Below are 15438 nucleotides of genomic sequence, written 5' to 3'. Positions count from 1 at the left end.
TCGTTTGAACAGGGGCCGTTTTTCTTTTGATGGGTGAGTGATGATGAAGCAGTTTGATGTGGTGGTGATCGGCGCCGGGGCGGCCGGCTTGATGTGTGCGGCCCAGGCTGGTTATCGGGGCCGCTCCGTGCTGGTGCTCGACAACGCCAAGAAGCCGGGCCGCAAGATCCTCATCAGTGGCGGCGGCCGCTGCAACTTCACCAACCATCAGGCCGGCCCCCACGCCTTTCTCTCGGCCAACCCTCACTTCTGCAAGTCGGCGCTGGCGCGCTACACCCAGCAGGATTTCATCGATCTGGTAGACCGGCACGGCCTGAACTATCACGAGAAGACGCTGGGCCAGCTCTTTTGTGACGAGAGCGCCAAGGAGATCGTCGACATCCTGCTGACCGAGTGCGACTGGGCGGGCGTGGCCCTGCAGTTCCAGACCGAGATCCTCACCGTCAGCAAGGGCGAAGAGGGCTTCGTGCTGACCACCAGTCAGGGTGAGATAACCTGCCACTCGCTGGTGGTGGCAACCGGCGGCCTCTCCATGCCGAAGCTCGGCGCTACCCCCTACGGCTTCAAGCTGGCGGAGCAGTTCGGCCTCAAGGTGCTGCCGACCCGTGCCGGGCTGGTGCCCTTCACCCTGCATCAGGCCGAGAAAGAGGCCTTCGCCGATCTGGCCGGGGTCAGCCTGCCGGTGGCGGTGACCGCCGAGGATGGCACCTGCTTCAAGGAGGCCATGCTGTTCACCCATCGTGGTCTCTCCGGCCCGGCCATCCTGCAGATCTCCTCCTTCTGGCTGGCGGGGGAGAAGATCCACATCAACCTGCTGCCGGAGCTCGACATCGTCGCCACCCTCAGGGAGTGGGCCCAGGCTCATCCGGCGCAGGAGCTGAAAACCGTGCTGGGGCGCGAGCTGCCCAAGCGCTTCGTCGACAAGCTGGTGGAGTTGGGCCAGCTGGTCAACAAGCCGATGCGCCAGTACAACGAGCGGGAGCTGGAGGCAGTGGCCACCCTGCTGGGGGATTGGCAGATCCTGCCGAACGGCACCGAGGGTTATCGCACCGCCGAAGTGACCCTGGGGGGGGTTGATACCAACGAGCTCTCCTCCAAGACCATGGAGGCGCGCAAGGTGGCCGGCCTCTACTTCATCGGCGAGGTGGTGGATGTGACCGGCTGGCTCGGTGGCTACAACTTCCAGTGGGCCTGGTCATCAGGCTGGGTAGCCGGCCAGTACTGCTGATGGAGGCTGCTTCTGTATCGTCGATGAGCGCGATAGCGGCCTTCGCGATGGCAACTTCCAGTGGGGCTGTAGCCCCGGCGGCTGGGTCGCCGGCCAGTACTGCTGACTACCCCTTGCTCTCATACACGTCAAACGCGGCCTCTCAGGCCGCGTTTTTTATGGGTTGCATCCCTCGCGGGGTGGCCCGCTATCCCTTTCTAAGGGTTGGCAAGAACACGGTCAGCAGGCCGATGAGCGGCAGATAGGCGCAGACCTGGTACACAGTCTCGATGCTGGTGGCATCGGCGAGCTGACCGAGCAGAGCCGCCCCTATGCCCCCCATGCCGAAGGCGATACCGAAGAACAGGCCTGAGATGGTGCCGACCTTGCCGGGGACCAGCTCCTGGGCGTAGACCAGGATGGCAGAGAAGGCCGAGGCCAGGATCAGGCCGATGATGACCGAGAGCACCGAGGTCCAGAACAGGTCGACATGGGGCAGCAGCAGGGTGAAGGGGGCGACGCCGAGGATGGAGATCCAGATCACCCGCTTGCGGCCGATGCGATCGCCAATTGGCCCGCCGAGCACGGTACCCGCCGCGACCGCAAACAGGAAGGCGAACAGATAGAGCTGGGCGCTGTCCAGCGACAGGCTGAACTTGTCCATCAGGTAGAAGGTGTAATAGCTGCTGAGGCTGGCCATGTAGAAGAATTTGGAGAACATCAGCAGGCCGAGGATGGCCAGCGACCAGCCGATCTGGCGGCGGCTCAGGCCGTGACCGAGGTGCGCCTTCATCCGTTTATGGAAGTTGGCGGCGTGGTGGCTGGACCAGCGCCCGACCAGGCTGAGCACGATGACGCCGACCAGGGCGAACAGCGAGAACCAGGCCGCGCTGCCCTGGCCCCGTGGCACTATGATCAGCGCGGCGAGCAGCGGGCCTATGGCCGACCCCAGATTGCCGCCGATCTGGAACAGCGACTGCGCCAGCCCGGGCTGACTGCCGGCTGCCATACGGGCGACCCGGGACGATTCCGGGTGGAACACCGACGAGCCGATACCGATCAGCATGGCCGACAACAGCACGGCGCCGAAGCTGGCCGCCTGCGACAACGACAGCAAGCCGATCATCGTAAAACCCATGCCGAACGGCAATGAATAGGGCATGGGCCGGCGGTCGGTGTAGAGGCCGATCAGCGGCTGCAACAGCGAACCCGTGAACTGGTAGGTGAGGGTGATGAGGCCGATCTGGGCGAACGACAGGTTGAGGCCGAGCTTGAGCAGCGGATAGATGGCCAGCAGCACCGACTGCATCATGTCGTTCAACAGGTGCGAGAAGCTGATGGCAGCGATCACCGGATAGCTGGTGCGATTCAAGGCATCGTGCGCGGCAGCAGCGGCGAGTGGTTGATCGGTACTGAGGCTCTTTTCCATGAGGGCAGGTTCTGTGAATCTGGGTATGGCTTAACATGCCTGATCCCGACGCGTCTGGACACCACAAAGTGGTGAGTGCGGGGATGGGTTGCCCAGAGACGAACGGATCATTGCTCGGTGCTTGTGCTCGGCGGGCGGAGGATTAGTATAGAAACCTCGTCGTCGCATTATGTGGGTCGCCACCCGCCATGGAGGGATCATGTTTGAGAGCCTGGGAGTCATCAACGTCTGGACCTGCCTGAGCGGGCTGTTTTCCAGGTCCAGAGGGGCGCGCCATGTTTGAGAGCCTGGGTGTCATCAATGTCTGGACCTATCTGGTGGGGCTCTTCTTCATCATCATAGCGCCGGGGCCCAACTCGATTTATGTGCTGCGCACCGGGGCGAGCCGCGGCGTCGGCCCCGGCTACCAGGCAGCCCTCGGGGTCTTTGTCGGCGACGCCATCCTGATCTTTTGCGCCTATCTGGGCATCGCCTCCCTCATTCGCACCACCCCCTTGCTGTTCACCCTGGTGCGCTATCTCGGCGCCCTCTATCTGCTCTACCTAGGGGTGAAGATCCTGCACGCCAACTTTATCGCCAGGCGGGAAGGGCAGGCGTCCGTGGTCGAGCACGGCGAGCGCTACTTCTCCAAGGCGCTTACTTTAAGTCTCACCAACCCCAAGGCGATCCTGTTCTACGTCTCCTTCTTCGTGCAGTTCGTCGACTTCAACTATGCCCACACCTGGCTCTCCTACCTAGTGCTGGCGAGCATGCTGGAGGCCATGAGCTTCGTCTATCTGACCCTGCTGATCTTCGGCGGCACCCTGATGGCCCGCTTCTTTGCGCGCAAGGTACGCCTCGCCAGACTCGGCAACGGCCTCATCGGCCTCTTCTTCATGGGCTTCGCCGCCAGGCTGGCCACGCTGTCATCCTGACCCCGACAAGGGGTCACACCCGTCCGGGGGAGTCGCGGCCTTCCCTATCCGGTCGGCTGGGGTAAACTACTGCGCTTTATCATGAGGGGATCAGTCCCTCATGCTTGCCTTCCACGTGTCATGGCGAGAGATAATTCAGTTGTGTTCCCTGGTTGCAATCGGTCGGATGGTCTCATGCTCGAAAATCAGATGATGTTGTTGGCGGTGTTCGAACGGGCAGCGCTGATGTTGATGACCCTGTTCTTTCTGACCCGCACCCGGCCGTTCCAGCGGTTGTTCCAGAAGCGGGACCACACCCCGGCCGAACTGGTGCTGGTGGCGGCCATCTTCGGCCTGTTCGCGGTGTTCAGCACCTACACCGGCATCCCGGTGGAGGGGGCCCTCATCAACGTGCGGATCATCGCCATCATCTCGGGCGGGATCCTGTTCGGCCCCTGGGTCGGCATTCCGGCCGGGGTCATCTCCGGCCTGCACCGCTACCTCATCGACATGGACGGTCATACCTCTATCCCGTGTCTCATCGCCAGCATCATCGCCGGCTTGCTGGCGACCTGGCTGCACCTGCGCTGCCGCAAGTCGCGGCTCTGGCTGTACGGCATCCTGGCGGGCATGGCCTGCGAGGGGCTCACCATGCTGCTCATCTGGCAACTGACCGAGCCCCACGCCGTGGGGGTCGAGATCGTCAGCCACATCGCCTATCCGATGATCGCCGGGGCGCTCTGCATCGGTCTCATCATCAAGCTGGTGCAGGACCTGGACGACGAGAAGGAGCTGATTGCCGCCAAGCAGGCCAAGCTGGCGCTGGACATCGCCAACAAGACGCTGCCGTTTTTCCAGAACATCGATCGTCACTCCCTGAGCCAGGTGTGCGGCATCATTCGCAGCGAGATCAGCGCCGATGCGGTGGCCATCACCGACACCCGCGACGTGCTGGCCTATGTGGGGGTGGGCAAGGATTACTACGAACTGGACGAGCACCACGCCATCAGTGCCATGACCCAGCGGGCGGTGCTGCTGGACCAGATCATCATCAACAACGATCTGCGCCAGTATCATCTGGCCGATTTCCACTCGGTCATCATTATTCCGCTGCGGGAGAACGGCGCCGTCAGCGGCACCCTCAAGATCTACTACCGCCGCACCCACAGCATCACCAGCTCCCTCAAGGAGATGGCGGTGGGCCTCTCCCAGCTCATCTCCACCCAGATGGAGGTGTCGCGCATCGAGCAACTCAAAGAGATGACCCGCAAGGCGGAGTTCACCGCGCTGCAGAGCAAGATCAACCCGCACTTCCTGTTCAACGCCCTCAATGCCATCTCGTCGCTGATCCGCATCCGCCCCCAGCAGGCGCGCCAGCTGATCGCGAACCTTGCGGACTACCTGCGCTACAACCTCAACAAGGGGGACACCCTCATCGACATCCAGGAGGAGCTGCAGCAGGTGCGCGACTACGTGGCCATCGAGCAGGCCCGCTTCGGCGACAAGCTGGAGGTGGTGTTCGAGGTGGATGACGTGCACATTCAGGTGCCGAGCCTGCTGTTGCAGCCGCTGGTGGAAAACGCCATCCTGCACGGCATCCAGCCCCGCAGTGCGCCGGGCAGGGTCACCATCGAGGTGAAGCAGCTGGCGGGCGGCATTCGGGTGGCGGTGCGCGATACCGGTTACGGCATCAGCCAAGAGGTGATCGACGGGGTCGCCGCCGGGCGGGTGGAGAGCCGCAGCATCGGCCTGATGAACGTGCATCAGCGGGTAAAGCTGCTCTATGGCGACGGCCTGCACCTCAAGCGGCTGGAGCCGGGTACCGAAGTGAGTTTCTATCTGCCGGATCAGGAGTCGATGCCATGCTGAAAGCCATCATAGTGGAAGACGAATACCTCGCCCGCGAGGAGCTCATCTATCTGGTAAATCAGCACAGCCAGATCGAGATAGTGGCGAGCTTCGAGGACGGGCTGGAGGCGTTCAAATACCTGCAGGATCACGAGGTGGACGTGGTGTTTCTGGATATCCAGATCCCTTCCATCGACGGCCTGCTGCTGGCCAAGAATCTGCACAAGTCGAGCCATCCGCCCCACATCGTCTTCGTCACCGCCTACAAGGAGTTTGCGGTGGAGGCGTTCGAGCTGGAGGCGTTCGACTACATCCTCAAACCCTACAACGAGCCGCGCCTCATCAGCCTGCTGCAAAAGCTCGAGCTGGCGGGCAAGTCGCAGACGGGGCAGGGGAGCGAGCCGGGCACGCCACACAATCGCACCGTCAATCTGGTGAAGGGGGAGCGCATCATCGTCACCCCCTGCGAGCAGATCTACTACGCGGAAGCCGACGAGAAGCTCACCTATGTCTACACCCGCGATGACCGTTACGTGATGACCATGACCCTCAGCGAGTTCGTCAGCCGATTGCCGGCGGAGGGCTTCTTCCGCTGCCATCGCTCCTACTGTGTCAACATCAACAAGATCCGCGAGATAGTGCCCTGGTTCAACAGCACCTATCTCATCCGGCTCCATGATCTGCCGTTCGAGGTGCCGGTCAGCCGCAGCAACATCAAGGCGTTCCGTCAGCTGATGCGGCTCTGATTGTCATTCATTCCCGCCGATCTGCATTTCATGCCTTAATCGGTCGGCGGGAGTGGCGTCTTGCCTATAGTGGCCCCAGTTTCCTTAAGGCCATTGACCGAGACGCATCATGACCAAAGAGATGAATCGCACCCGCTACCTCACCCTGTTGGGGACCATCATCACCCAGTTCGCGCTGGGATCCGTTTACACCTGGAGCCTGTTCAACGCCCAGCTCTCCGACAAGCTGGACGAGCCGGTCAGCCAGGTTGCCTTCGCCTTCGGCCTGCTCAGCCTCTCGCTGGCGGTGGCCTCCTCCCTGGCGGGCAAGCTGCAGGAGCGGTTCGGGGTGCGCAACGTCACCCTGGGTGCCGGCGTGCTGCTCGGCATCGGCTTCTTCCTCACCGCCCACGCCAGCAACCTGGCGATGCTCTACCTCTGCGCCGGCATCCTGGTCGGTTTTGCCGACGGTACCGGCTACCTGATGACCCTCTCCAACTGCGTGAAGTGGTTCCCGGAGCGCAAGGGACTGATCTCCGCCTGTTCCATCGGTGCTTATGGCCTCGGTAGCCTGGGCTTCAAGTACATCAACCTGCTGCTGCTCTCGAGCAACGGCCTGGAGACCACCTTCCAGCTGTGGGGGCTGATCGCCATGTCCATGGTACTGGTGGGTGGCATGCTGATGAAGGATGCGCCCAAGCAGGCCACCGCCGTGCAGCAGAGCGAGAGCCGCGACTTCACCCTGGCCGAGGCGATGCGCAAGCCGCAGTACTGGATGCTGGCGCTGATGTTCCTCACCGCCTGCATGAGCGGTCTCTACGTCATCGGCGTGGCCAAGGACATCGGCGAGAACATGGTGGGCCTGCCGGCCGTGGTCGCCGCCAACGCCGTCGCCATCATCGCCATGGCCAACCTGGGTGGCCGGCTGGTGCTGGGCATCCTCTCCGACAAGATGTCCCGCATCCGGGTCATCACCATCGCCCAGCTGATTACCCTGGCCGGCATGGCGCTGCTGCTGTTCGTGCCGCTCAACGCCAACCTGTTCTTCGTGGCGGTGGCCTGCGTGGCGTTCAGCTTCGGCGGCACCATCACCGTCTACCCCTCGCTGGTGAGCGACTTCTTCGGTCTCAACAACCTGACCAAGAACTACGGCGTCATCTATCTGGGCTTTGGTCTGGGCAGCATCATCGGCTCCATCGTGGCCTCCCTGTTCGGCGGCTTCATGGCGACCTTCAACCTCATTCTGGTGTTGCTGGTGGTGGCCCTGGTGCTCTCCCTCACCATCCGCCTGCCGGCGCCGGTATCGGTCGAACGGGCCTGATCACCTTCTTACCGCAGCAAGCAATGAAAAGACCCGGGCCAGGCCCGGGTCTTTTTTTGTGCGCGGCTCAGGGCTCAGTGTGGCGGTAGCCCCAGCAGCTGGCGCACCCGCTGGCAGGTCTCTTCCACCGTCGGCCAGTTGGCGGCGGTGATGGTGACATGGCCCATCTTGCGGCCGGGGCGGGGTTCCCCCTTGCCGTAGAGGTGCAGATGCACGCCGGGCAGTACCAGCAGGGCGGCCCAGTCAGGCGTGCCGTTTTGCCAGAGATCCCCCAGCAGGTTGAGCAACATGGCGGGGCGCGCGGCGATCCGGGCGGGCAGCGGCAGATCGCACAGGGCGCGCACCTGCAGCTCGAACTGGCTGCACTCGGCGTTGTCGAGGCTGGGGTGGCCCGAGTTGTGGGGGCGGGGTGCCAGCTCGTTGACCAGCAGTTTGCCTGCCACCAGGAAGAACTCCACCGTCAGCACGCCGACGTAGTCGAGGGCGGCGATCAGCTGTTCGGCGATACGTCTGGCGTCGGCCTCCAGCGCTGGTACGTTGGCCGGGGAGCGGGTTTGGTCCAGAATGCCGCCGCTGTGCCAGTTCTGCACCAGCGGCAGGGCACCGATGGCACCGCTCGGGCTGCGGGCCAGGGTCAGGGCAAACTCCCCTTCCAGCGGCAGGCGCTTCTCCAGCACGCAGGGGACGCCGCTGGCGGCCAGTGCGGCCGGCAGCTGGTCGGCGGCCTGAATGGTCCACTGGCCTTTGCCGTCGTACCCCTCGCGGGCGGTCTTGAGGATGGCGGGGAAGAGGTCGTCCGGCAGCTCGGGCAGCGGCTCGCCCGGCTGCAGGGTCTGGTTGGGGGCGACCGGGATGCCGGCTCTGCTCAGGAAGGCCTTCTCTTCGCGGCGATCCTGACAGATGCGCACGGCACCGGCGGCCGGGCGTACCGGCTTGTACTGCTCCAGCAGGGCCAGGGCGGTGGCCGGCACGTTCTCGAACTCGCAGGTGACGGCGGCGCAGCGGCTGGCCAGATCGTGCAGTGCCGTCGGGTCGTCATAGGCGGCAACAATATGGTGATCGGCAGCGGCGCCGGCGATGCTGGCAGGGTCGGGATCCAGCACCACCACCTTGTAGCCGAGGCGGTGGGCGGCCATCACGAAGTAGCGGCCGAGCTGGCCGCCCCCCAGCATGCCGAGGGTGGCGGGTGGCAGTATCATGCCGGGTCCTCCAGGGTGAGGGCCAGCACCCGGTCGCGTTCGTTGGCGCGAAAACCGTCGAGCTGCTGCTGATAGCGGGGGGCATCGCCGTCTTGCGCAACGGAGAGCAGGGAGACCGCGAACAGGCCGGCGTTGGCGGCCCCCGCCTCGCCGATGGCGAAGGTGGCGACCGGCACCCCCTTGGGCATCTGCACGATGGAGAGCAGGGAGTCCATCCCCTTGAGCTGGCGGGTCGGGATGGGCACACCCAGCACCGGAAGGGTGGTCTTGGCGGCCACCATGCCAGGCAGATGGGCGGCGCCGCCAGCCCCGGCGATGATGGCGCGCAGGCCACGCTCACGGGCGCTGGCGGCATATTCGAACAGCAGATCCGGGGTGCGGTGGGCCGAGACCACGCGCGCCTCGTAAGGGACGTCATGCTCCTTGAGGATGCGGGCAGCGGCCTGCATCACGGGCCAGTCGGAGTCGGATCCCATTACCAGGCCGATCAGGGGAGGGGTGTTCATGGCTATGACTCCTTGCAGTCAAACGTTTGTCTCTGGTTGGCAAAAAGAGCCGGCAAGCCGGCTCAGAATTTTTCGGGTCGGACGATTTCGACCGGTTGCAAAAAGGCGACCATGGCATAGTCGGGGTAGTAGCGACTCTGCAGGTGGGCGAGCAGGCGTTCCGCCTGTTCGCGGCTGCAGATCGCTTCCAGCCGGATGTTGCCGCTCTCGCTCCAGCTGGCGTTGCGCTCACCGTGGTCGCCGCGCCCTCTGGCATCCGTGATGGTGTAGCCACGCAGCCCCTCGCGGGTGAGGGTGCGCAGCAGGGTGGGTTCCAGGTTCGCTTCCGTGATGACGGTGAGCAGGGTGCGGATCTCGGTCTGCATGTGGCTACTCCGTGAAGTGGCGGGCCCAGCTGTGGTAAAGCGGGATCCCCAGCATGATGTTGAACGGGAAGGTGACCCCCAGCACGGCGCTGAGCGACAGGCCCGGATTGGCCTGAGGCACGGCGATGCGCATGGTGGCCGGCACTGCGATATAGGAGGCGCTGGCTGCCAGGGTGGCCAGCAGGGTCAGGCCACCCAGGGAGAGTCCCATCAGCTGGCCGATCACCAGGCCGAGGCCAGCCGAGGCGAGCGGCATCAGCAGGGCGAAGCCGAGCAGGAACAGGCCGTGACGGCGCAGGTCCTGGCACTGGCGGGCGACGATGAGGCCCATCTCCAGCAGGAACAGCGCCAGCGCCCCCTTGAACAGGTCGACGAACAGGGGTTTGAGCGGGGCGATCCCATCGGGGCCGGCCAGATAGCCGATGGCCATGCCGCCCAGCAGCAGGGTGACTCCCTTGCCGAGGAAGGTTTCATGGGCCAGCCGGCGCCAGCGGGTCTGCCGGCTCACTCCCTGGGCCAGCACGATGCCGACCAGGATGGCGGGGATCTCCATCACCGCCAGGAAGATGGAGAGCTGGGATTCGAAGCTGATGCCGCGCTCAGTGAGCCAGTTCACCCCGACCGCAAAGGTCGCCACGCTGACCGAGCCGTAGTGGGCGGCGGTGGCGGCGGCATCGACCCGGTTCATCTTGAGGCGCAACACGGCAAACCCGGCCAGGGTCTGCAGCATGCCGAGCAGGATCACTAGCGCCAGTTGCGGTAATAAGGGTTGCAGGGATTGCTGCGCCAGACCGACGCCGCCCTTGAGGCCGATGGCCAGCAGCAGAAAGAGGGAGAGAGTATCGTAGAGCGCGGGCGGCAGCTTGAGCTCGGAGCGCACCAGACCGGCCAGCAGGCCAAACAGGAAAAAGAGTACAACAACATCCAGCATGGGAGTTCGCAGGAGGCAATTCACAGGGTGGTTGCATGCTAGAGTGCAAGATGTTTCGATAAAATCAGATTTTGATTGATGATTGTTCGGTAAAAACTGATAAGGGACCCGATGCTCAACTATAAACAGCTCTATTACTTCTGGCACGTGGCGCGCAGCGGTAGTGTGACGCGGGCCGCCGAACAGTTGCACCTCACGCCGCAGACCGTCAGTGGTCAGGTGGCCGAGCTGGAGCTCTCCCTCGGGGTGGCGCTGTTCAACCGGGTGGGGCGGCGGCTGGCCCTGACCGCCGCCGGTCGCCAGGCGCTCGAACAGGCCGGCGCCATCTTCTCGCTCGGCGCCGATCTCGAGCATACCCTGCGCCATGCCAGCCAGGAGCTGACCATGCAGGTGGGGATCGCCGACTCCGTGCCCCGTACCCTGGCGTTCGAGCTGCTGGCGCCTGCCATGGCGCTGGCCACCCCGCTGCGCCTGGTGTGCCATGAAGAGCGGGCGGAACAGCTGTTCAGCGAGCTGGCCAGCCACAAGCTCGACATGGTGCTGATCGATCGCCCGCTTCCTCCCGACAGCGGGGTGCGCGGCTACAACCACGAGCTGGGACGCAGCCCGCTGGCGCTGTTTGCCAGCCCCGAGCTGGCTGCTCGGGCACGGCAGGGTTTTCCTGCTTCCCTCGAAGGCTTGCCCTTGCTGATTCCGGGGGAGAAGTCGGCGACCCATGACAGCCTGCTGGCCTGGTATCGTCAGCAGGGCATTCATCCTCATCTGGTCGGCCAGTTCGATGATTCGACTCTGATGAAGTCGTTTGGCAAGGCGGGGATGGGGATCTTCCCGGCGCCGCTGGCCATGGCCGAGGAGATAGCGCGGCTCTATGGTGTCGAACGGATTGCAACCCTGACCGAAGTGACGCTTTCCTACTATCTGGTGTCGGCCGGTCGCCACCTCTCCCATCCCGGTGTACAGGCTGTGATGGCAGGGGCGAAGCAGAGATTGGCGGCATTGGGTGGCAAGAAATAGAAATCTGGATGGCTATACATCCACCTCTGCTCTGCCTATAATCCCTGCGCTTTGGCGCATCATGCTTAATAGGGAATCCGGTGAAAATCCGGAGCTGGCGCGCAGCGGTAAGGGGGAACGAAGCGACATCAGGGCACTGCCATCGGGTGGGAAGCCGTCGCCGTAGGCCATCAGCCCCCCAGCCCGAAGACCTGCCAAAGTTCGTATTTCGGGCCGAGAGAAACCGGCCACGAAGTAGATGCTTACGCGAACTTAAGGATCTCTCATGTCCAAGAAATTATTGGCGGCTGCCCTGTTGCCAACGGCGGCCTTTGCCCAGCCACTGACCATCCCCGTCAACCCCACCATGGTGGTGACCGCCACCCGTGTCGCCCAACCTGCCTCCAGTGTGCTGGCTCCCGTCAACGTGGTGACCCGTGACGAGATTGACCGTCTGCAAGCCCAGACTGTGACCGATGTGGTCAAGACCCTGCCCGGCGTGGAAGTGGTGAGCAATGGTGGCCGTGGCCAGCTGAGCTCGCTGCGGGTGCGTGGCGGCACCTCTTCCCAGACCCTGGTGCTGGTGGACGGGGTGCGTAGCGCCTCTCTGACCGCCGGGATGACGGAGCTCAACAACCTGCCGCTCAATCAGGTGGAGCGTATCGAATATATCCGCGGTGCGCGTGCCACTATCTATGGTTCGGATGCCATCGGCGGGGTGATCAACATCATCACCCGTCCCGATCCCGCGACCAACAAGCACAAATTCAATGTCGGTGCCGGCTCTCACAAACAGCGCCAGGCCGCCTTCAGCAGCGCCAGCCAGATCGGTGAAGCTGGCCAGCTCAAGGTTGCCGGGGGCTTCGATGACGAGACCGGCTACAACGTCCACCCCATCGCAGGGGTGAACGATGGCGACAAGCACGGTCACCGGGGCTATAACGCCATGCTGGACTATCAGCATGCGCTGACCGGCAACTGGGATCTGTTCGGCACGACCCGCTGGTTCCGCAACATTGCCCAGTACGACCGATCGTCCGCCGCTTCTGCCTGGGGCCCGGCCTACCATCAGCGCAACGAAACCTGGACCGAGAACCAGAGCTACCAGCTGGGGTCCCGTTATCACGACGAGCGTTACCTGAGCGAACTGCGCGGTGCCTTCTCTAAACAGGATGCCTACGACTACCCGGACAGCAGCGGCCGCGATCAGGCCACTGACCGGCTCTATACCCGTCAGTACACCCTGAACTGGGTCAACAACGTCAAGCTGGACGAGAACTGGACCCTGGGTGGCGGCGCCGACTGGCAGCGTGACATGCTGGATGCCAGTTCCCGCTCCTCCGGCACTGCCTTCCCGAGCAATGCCGACGAGCGCGACAACACCGGGCTCTATGCTCTGGCCCAGTTTGACAACCAGACGTGGCAGGCCGAGCTGAGCGGTCGCAGTGACGACAACAAGCAGTTTGGTCGTCACAACACCTGGCAGACCGGGGCTGGTTGGCGCTTCGTGGAGGATTATCGCCTCAGTGCCCGTTACGGCACTGGCTTTCGCGCCCCCTCCTTTAATGACCTCTACTACCCGGGCTCAGGCAACCCTGACTTGAAGCCGGAAGAGTCGAAGAGCCGCGAGCTGATGCTCGATGGCCAGACTGCCGGCGTCGAGTGGCGTGTGACCGGTTATCGCAACGATTTCGAGCAGATGATCCAGTGGGCACCCACTAATCCGAGTGATTCCAACAGCCTCTGGAGCCCTCAGAACGTTGGCAAGGCGCGGATCGAGGGTATCGAGCTGGAAGGGGAATTTGACACTGGCTGGCTGAGCCACCGGGTCTCTGCCGAGTACAAGGATCCCAAGGACAAGGTGACCGACAAACAGCTGCAGCTGATCTCCCGCAAGGGGGCCAAGTGGGTGACCCAGGCACAGTGGCAGCAGTTCGATGGCTCCCTGAGCTGGATCTATCAGGGCGAGCGCTATGGCGATGCGGCCAACACGACCCAGCTGGGTGGCTACAGTGTCTGGAACCTGGCAGTGGGTTATCAGGTCGCGCCTTCCTGGAAGATCTCCGGTAAGATCAACAACCTGCTGGACAAGGAGTACCAGACTGCGGTGGGTTACCCGGCCGACGAGCGTGCCTATTACGTGACGGTCGACTACTCACTCTGATCCCGACCGTGATTGTATAAATGAGGGGCCCCGCCATTGGTGGGGCCTTTTCTATTGGCGGTGGGCGGGAGTATGATCGCCGACTTGCACCAAAGGGGAGCTCAAGTGGCCAATATTCTCGTGTTCGACTCCGGTATGGGTGGGCTGACCATCTACCGCGAGATCCGCCGCGCATTGCCGGCACACAACTATCTCTATTGCTTCGACAACGCCAACTTCCCCTATGGTGAGCTGAGCGAGCCTGCCCTGATTGCTGCCTGCACCCGACTGGTCACTACCATGGTGGCTCGTCATCATATCGATCTGGTGGTGATCGCCTGCAACACCGCCAGCACCATAGCGCTGCCTGCCCTGCGCGAGGCTCTGGCTATTCCCGTGGTAGGGGTGGTGCCTGCCATCAAGCCCGCGGCCGCGCTCACCCGCAACGGTTGCATCGGTCTGCTGGCGACACCGGGTACCGTCAGCCGTGAATACACCCACGAGCTCATCGCCCAGTTTGCGCCGGGCAAGCGGGTGCTGCTCAAGGGGGCGACCGAGCTGGTCATCGAGGCCGAACGCAAGCTGGCGGGTCTGCCGGTCAATATGGCGTTGTTGCGGGAAGTACTGGCGGACTGGCTGGAAGGGGAAGAACACCCGGATACCCTGGTGCTGGGCTGTACCCATTTCCCGTTGCTGGATGAAGAGATACGGCAGCTGATGCCTGCGTGCCAACTGGTGGATTCCGGCAGTGCAGTTGCCAAACGGGTGGCTCACCTGTTGACTGGTTTGGTCACGACACCGACGCGGATGGAAGATGTCGGGGGGAGCGCCTATTGCACCCGGTTGGATGCCCAGACCCAGAAACTGACAGCCCCCTTGCAAGCTTGGGGGCTGTCATCACTCGAAGAGGTCGGGTTCTAACAAACGATCGGTTGCCGATCAGGCGTCAACCTCGTTGCCTTCTCGTTCATCTTTATCCCGCTTGTCATTGGCTTCGCGCACCTTGAGAGTGCGCTGCTGATACTCCTTGTCGTTGAGCGCGGCGATCGCCTTGGCGGCGTCCGCAGCAGGCATCTCTACGAAACCAAATCCCCGGCGTTTGCCGGTGGCCTTGTCCTTCATCAGACGAACTGAGATCACCTGGCCCTGTTCGGCAAACAGTTCACGCACGGCTATCTCATTGGCACGGTATGGCAGGTTGCCTACATATAAGGTGCAGGTCTCCTGATTGGAGGCCTGTTCAGTGGCGCCGGCGGGCGCACGGTTGTTGAGGAACAGCGGTACCACGAAACCGCCGATGGCCAGACCCACAGCAAAAATCACTTCGGCTTTCAAAGAAAATTGCAGTGCCTGGGCAACCAGATAACCAACCAGTGCCAACACCAGGGCAAGGATGGCTGCCTGCACATAAACGGGAAACTTGGATAAATTCATCTTTAAAGACCTTTTGTAAATGAAAGCAAAAAAGGTGCAACACTCTATTCACCTCCATGGTAACCAGCTTTCCAGCCGGGCGCTACCATGGACCATTCGGGACACATTATCCGTTCCAGTATGGCATCCCTTGCGGGAGGAAGACCCACTTAAATGATGATAAAAGGGGTCTGAAATCATTGGGTTGTGGATAACATTGTATATATACACTGAGTAAGCTGTTTCTAATTGGATAATTTGAGATTTCCGTGACTTTCTTCAAAAAAAGCCTTGTCATCGCGACGCGCCTCCCTATAATGCGCCCTCACCAGCACGGCAGAACACGCCAACCTGATGAGCTCGCTTCCTCGTGAAGCCAGCGCCGAAAGAAAAGCGAAAACAAGCGCTTGACTTTCGAAGTGAGGAAGGTATTATACGCCACCTTAGCGCGACAAGCGCCACGCT

14 protein-coding genes and 1 riboswitch are annotated in these 15438 nt (G+C 62.7%); of the genes, 8 read left to right on the top strand and 6 right to left on the bottom strand.

Features of this window, described 5'->3' with window-relative positions; genetic code table 11:
- Positions 1 to 43: 43 nt before the first annotated feature.
- Positions 44 to 1228, top strand: a complete 1185-nt coding sequence (locus BN1143_RS17815; protein ID WP_197069885.1) for a BaiN/RdsA family NAD(P)/FAD-dependent oxidoreductase — start codon at positions 44 to 46, stop codon at positions 1226 to 1228.
- Positions 1229 to 1415: 187 nt separating this feature from the next.
- Here the strand turns inward: BN1143_RS17815 and BN1143_RS17810 are convergent, their stop codons facing one another.
- The gene (locus BN1143_RS17810; RefSeq protein ID WP_042051586.1) at positions 1416 to 2636 is read right to left on the bottom strand and encodes an MFS transporter; all 1221 of its coding nucleotides are present in this window, start codon (positions 2634 to 2636) and stop codon (positions 1416 to 1418) included.
- Positions 2637 to 2911: 275 nt separating this feature from the next.
- Here BN1143_RS17810 and leuE point away from each other — a divergent pair, with 275 nt between their 5' ends.
- From leuE to BN1143_RS17790, 4 genes are all read left to right on the top strand, one after another.
- Positions 2912 to 3550, top strand: coding sequence for a leucine efflux protein LeuE (leuE, locus tag BN1143_RS17805; protein WP_005307001.1), 639 nt, complete (start codon positions 2912 to 2914; stop codon positions 3548 to 3550).
- Between the two features lie 174 nt (positions 3551 to 3724).
- The gene (locus BN1143_RS17800) at positions 3725 to 5398 is read left to right on the top strand and encodes a sensor histidine kinase (protein ID WP_042051585.1); all 1674 of its coding nucleotides are present in this window, start codon (positions 3725 to 3727) and stop codon (positions 5396 to 5398) included.
- Positions 5392 to 6123 (top strand): LytR/AlgR family response regulator transcription factor, encoded by a 732-nt coding sequence (locus BN1143_RS17795; RefSeq protein WP_017785110.1) that lies wholly within the window; start codon positions 5392 to 5394, stop codon positions 6121 to 6123. The genes BN1143_RS17800 and BN1143_RS17795 overlap by 7 nt, the downstream gene beginning before the upstream one ends.
- Positions 6124 to 6232: 109 nt before the next feature.
- The gene (locus tag BN1143_RS17790) at positions 6233 to 7423 is read left to right on the top strand and encodes an L-lactate MFS transporter (RefSeq protein ID WP_042051584.1); all 1191 of its coding nucleotides are present in this window, start codon (positions 6233 to 6235) and stop codon (positions 7421 to 7423) included.
- A 74-nt stretch (positions 7424 to 7497) separates the two neighbouring features.
- On the opposite strand, the gene BN1143_RS17785 is transcribed toward BN1143_RS17790, so the two are convergent.
- The 4 genes from BN1143_RS17785 to BN1143_RS17770 all read right to left on the bottom strand — a co-directional run bounded on the left by BN1143_RS17785 (position 7498) and on the right by BN1143_RS17770 (position 10424).
- Positions 7498 to 8622, bottom strand: coding sequence for a 5-(carboxyamino)imidazole ribonucleotide synthase (locus BN1143_RS17785; RefSeq protein ID WP_042051583.1), 1125 nt, complete (start codon positions 8620 to 8622; stop codon positions 7498 to 7500).
- Positions 8619 to 9128 carry a 5-(carboxyamino)imidazole ribonucleotide mutase gene (gene purE / locus BN1143_RS17780; protein WP_042051582.1) on the bottom strand — a complete coding sequence of 170 codons (510 nt, stop codon included), beginning with the start codon at positions 9126 to 9128 and terminating at the stop codon, positions 8619 to 8621. The genes BN1143_RS17785 and purE overlap by 4 nt, the downstream gene beginning before the upstream one ends.
- A gap of 62 nt (positions 9129 to 9190) precedes the next feature.
- Positions 9191 to 9493: a P-II family nitrogen regulator gene (locus BN1143_RS17775; RefSeq protein WP_005306985.1), complete on the bottom strand. Its 303-nt coding sequence runs from the start codon at positions 9491 to 9493 to the stop codon at positions 9191 to 9193.
- 4 nt (positions 9494 to 9497) lie between these two features.
- Entirely contained in the window at positions 9498 to 10424 is a 927-nt protein-coding gene (locus tag BN1143_RS17770) for a sodium-dependent bicarbonate transport family permease (protein ID WP_005306982.1), read from the bottom strand.
- A 111-nt stretch (positions 10425 to 10535) separates the two neighbouring features.
- Between BN1143_RS17770 and BN1143_RS17765 the strand changes: the two genes are divergently transcribed.
- The 3 genes from BN1143_RS17765 to murI all read left to right on the top strand — a co-directional run bounded on the left by BN1143_RS17765 (position 10536) and on the right by murI (position 14481).
- A complete protein-coding gene (locus tag BN1143_RS17765; protein ID WP_010635666.1) occupies positions 10536 to 11438 on the top strand; it encodes a LysR family transcriptional regulator in 903 nt (300 codons plus the stop codon).
- A gap of 35 nt (positions 11439 to 11473) precedes the next feature.
- Positions 11474 to 11651: riboswitch (cobalamin riboswitch) on the top strand.
- Positions 11652 to 11703: 52 nt separating this feature from the next.
- The gene (locus tag BN1143_RS17760) at positions 11704 to 13581 is read left to right on the top strand and encodes a TonB-dependent receptor domain-containing protein (RefSeq protein WP_042051581.1); all 1878 of its coding nucleotides are present in this window, start codon (positions 11704 to 11706) and stop codon (positions 13579 to 13581) included.
- Positions 13582 to 13686: 105 nt separating this feature from the next.
- On the top strand, positions 13687 to 14481 hold the full coding sequence (gene murI, locus BN1143_RS17755) for a glutamate racemase (RefSeq protein WP_042051580.1): 795 nt from the start codon (positions 13687 to 13689) through the stop codon (positions 14479 to 14481).
- An 18-nt stretch (positions 14482 to 14499) separates the two neighbouring features.
- On the opposite strand, the gene BN1143_RS17750 is transcribed toward murI, so the two are convergent.
- Positions 14500 to 14994: an RNA recognition motif domain-containing protein gene (locus BN1143_RS17750; protein ID WP_005306971.1), complete on the bottom strand. Its 495-nt coding sequence runs from the start codon at positions 14992 to 14994 to the stop codon at positions 14500 to 14502.
- Between the last annotated feature and the right edge of the window lie 444 nt (positions 14995 to 15438).

The sequence above is a fragment of the Aeromonas dhakensis genome (assembly GCF_000820305.1).
Taxonomy (GTDB): domain Bacteria; phylum Pseudomonadota; class Gammaproteobacteria; order Enterobacterales; family Aeromonadaceae; genus Aeromonas; species Aeromonas dhakensis.
Note: the sequence above shows the minus strand (reverse complement) of the source record. Positions and strands in the feature narration are given on the sequence as shown.

Bases quoted from the DNA above. Each gene is read 5' to 3' on its own strand.
- BN1143_RS17790 (WP_042051584.1), top strand. From the start codon at position 6,233: ATGACCAAAGAGATGAATCGCACCCGCTACCTCACCCTGTTGGGGACC.
- BN1143_RS17785 (WP_042051583.1), bottom strand. From the start codon at position 8,622: ATGATACTGCCACCCGCCACCCTCGGCATGCTGGGGGGCGGCCAGCTC.
- leuE (WP_005307001.1), top strand. From the start codon at position 2,912: ATGTTTGAGAGCCTGGGTGTCATCAATGTCTGGACCTATCTGGTGGGG.
- BN1143_RS17765 (WP_010635666.1), top strand. From the start codon at position 10,536: ATGCTCAACTATAAACAGCTCTATTACTTCTGGCACGTGGCGCGCAGC.
- BN1143_RS17760 (WP_042051581.1), top strand. From the start codon at position 11,704: ATGTCCAAGAAATTATTGGCGGCTGCCCTGTTGCCAACGGCGGCCTTT.
- BN1143_RS17750 (WP_005306971.1), bottom strand. From the start codon at position 14,994: ATGAATTTATCCAAGTTTCCCGTTTATGTGCAGGCAGCCATCCTTGCC.
- purE (WP_042051582.1), bottom strand. From the start codon at position 9,128: ATGAACACCCCTCCCCTGATCGGCCTGGTAATGGGATCCGACTCCGAC.
- BN1143_RS17770 (WP_005306982.1), bottom strand. From the start codon at position 10,424: ATGCTGGATGTTGTTGTACTCTTTTTCCTGTTTGGCCTGCTGGCCGGT.
- BN1143_RS17810 (WP_042051586.1), bottom strand. From the start codon at position 2,636: ATGGAAAAGAGCCTCAGTACCGATCAACCACTCGCCGCTGCTGCCGCG.
- BN1143_RS17795 (WP_017785110.1), top strand. From the start codon at position 5,392: ATGCTGAAAGCCATCATAGTGGAAGACGAATACCTCGCCCGCGAGGAG.
- BN1143_RS17775 (WP_005306985.1), bottom strand. From the start codon at position 9,493: ATGCAGACCGAGATCCGCACCCTGCTCACCGTCATCACGGAAGCGAAC.
- BN1143_RS17800 (WP_042051585.1), top strand. From the start codon at position 3,725: ATGCTCGAAAATCAGATGATGTTGTTGGCGGTGTTCGAACGGGCAGCG.
- BN1143_RS17815 (WP_197069885.1), top strand. From the start codon at position 44: ATGAAGCAGTTTGATGTGGTGGTGATCGGCGCCGGGGCGGCCGGCTTG.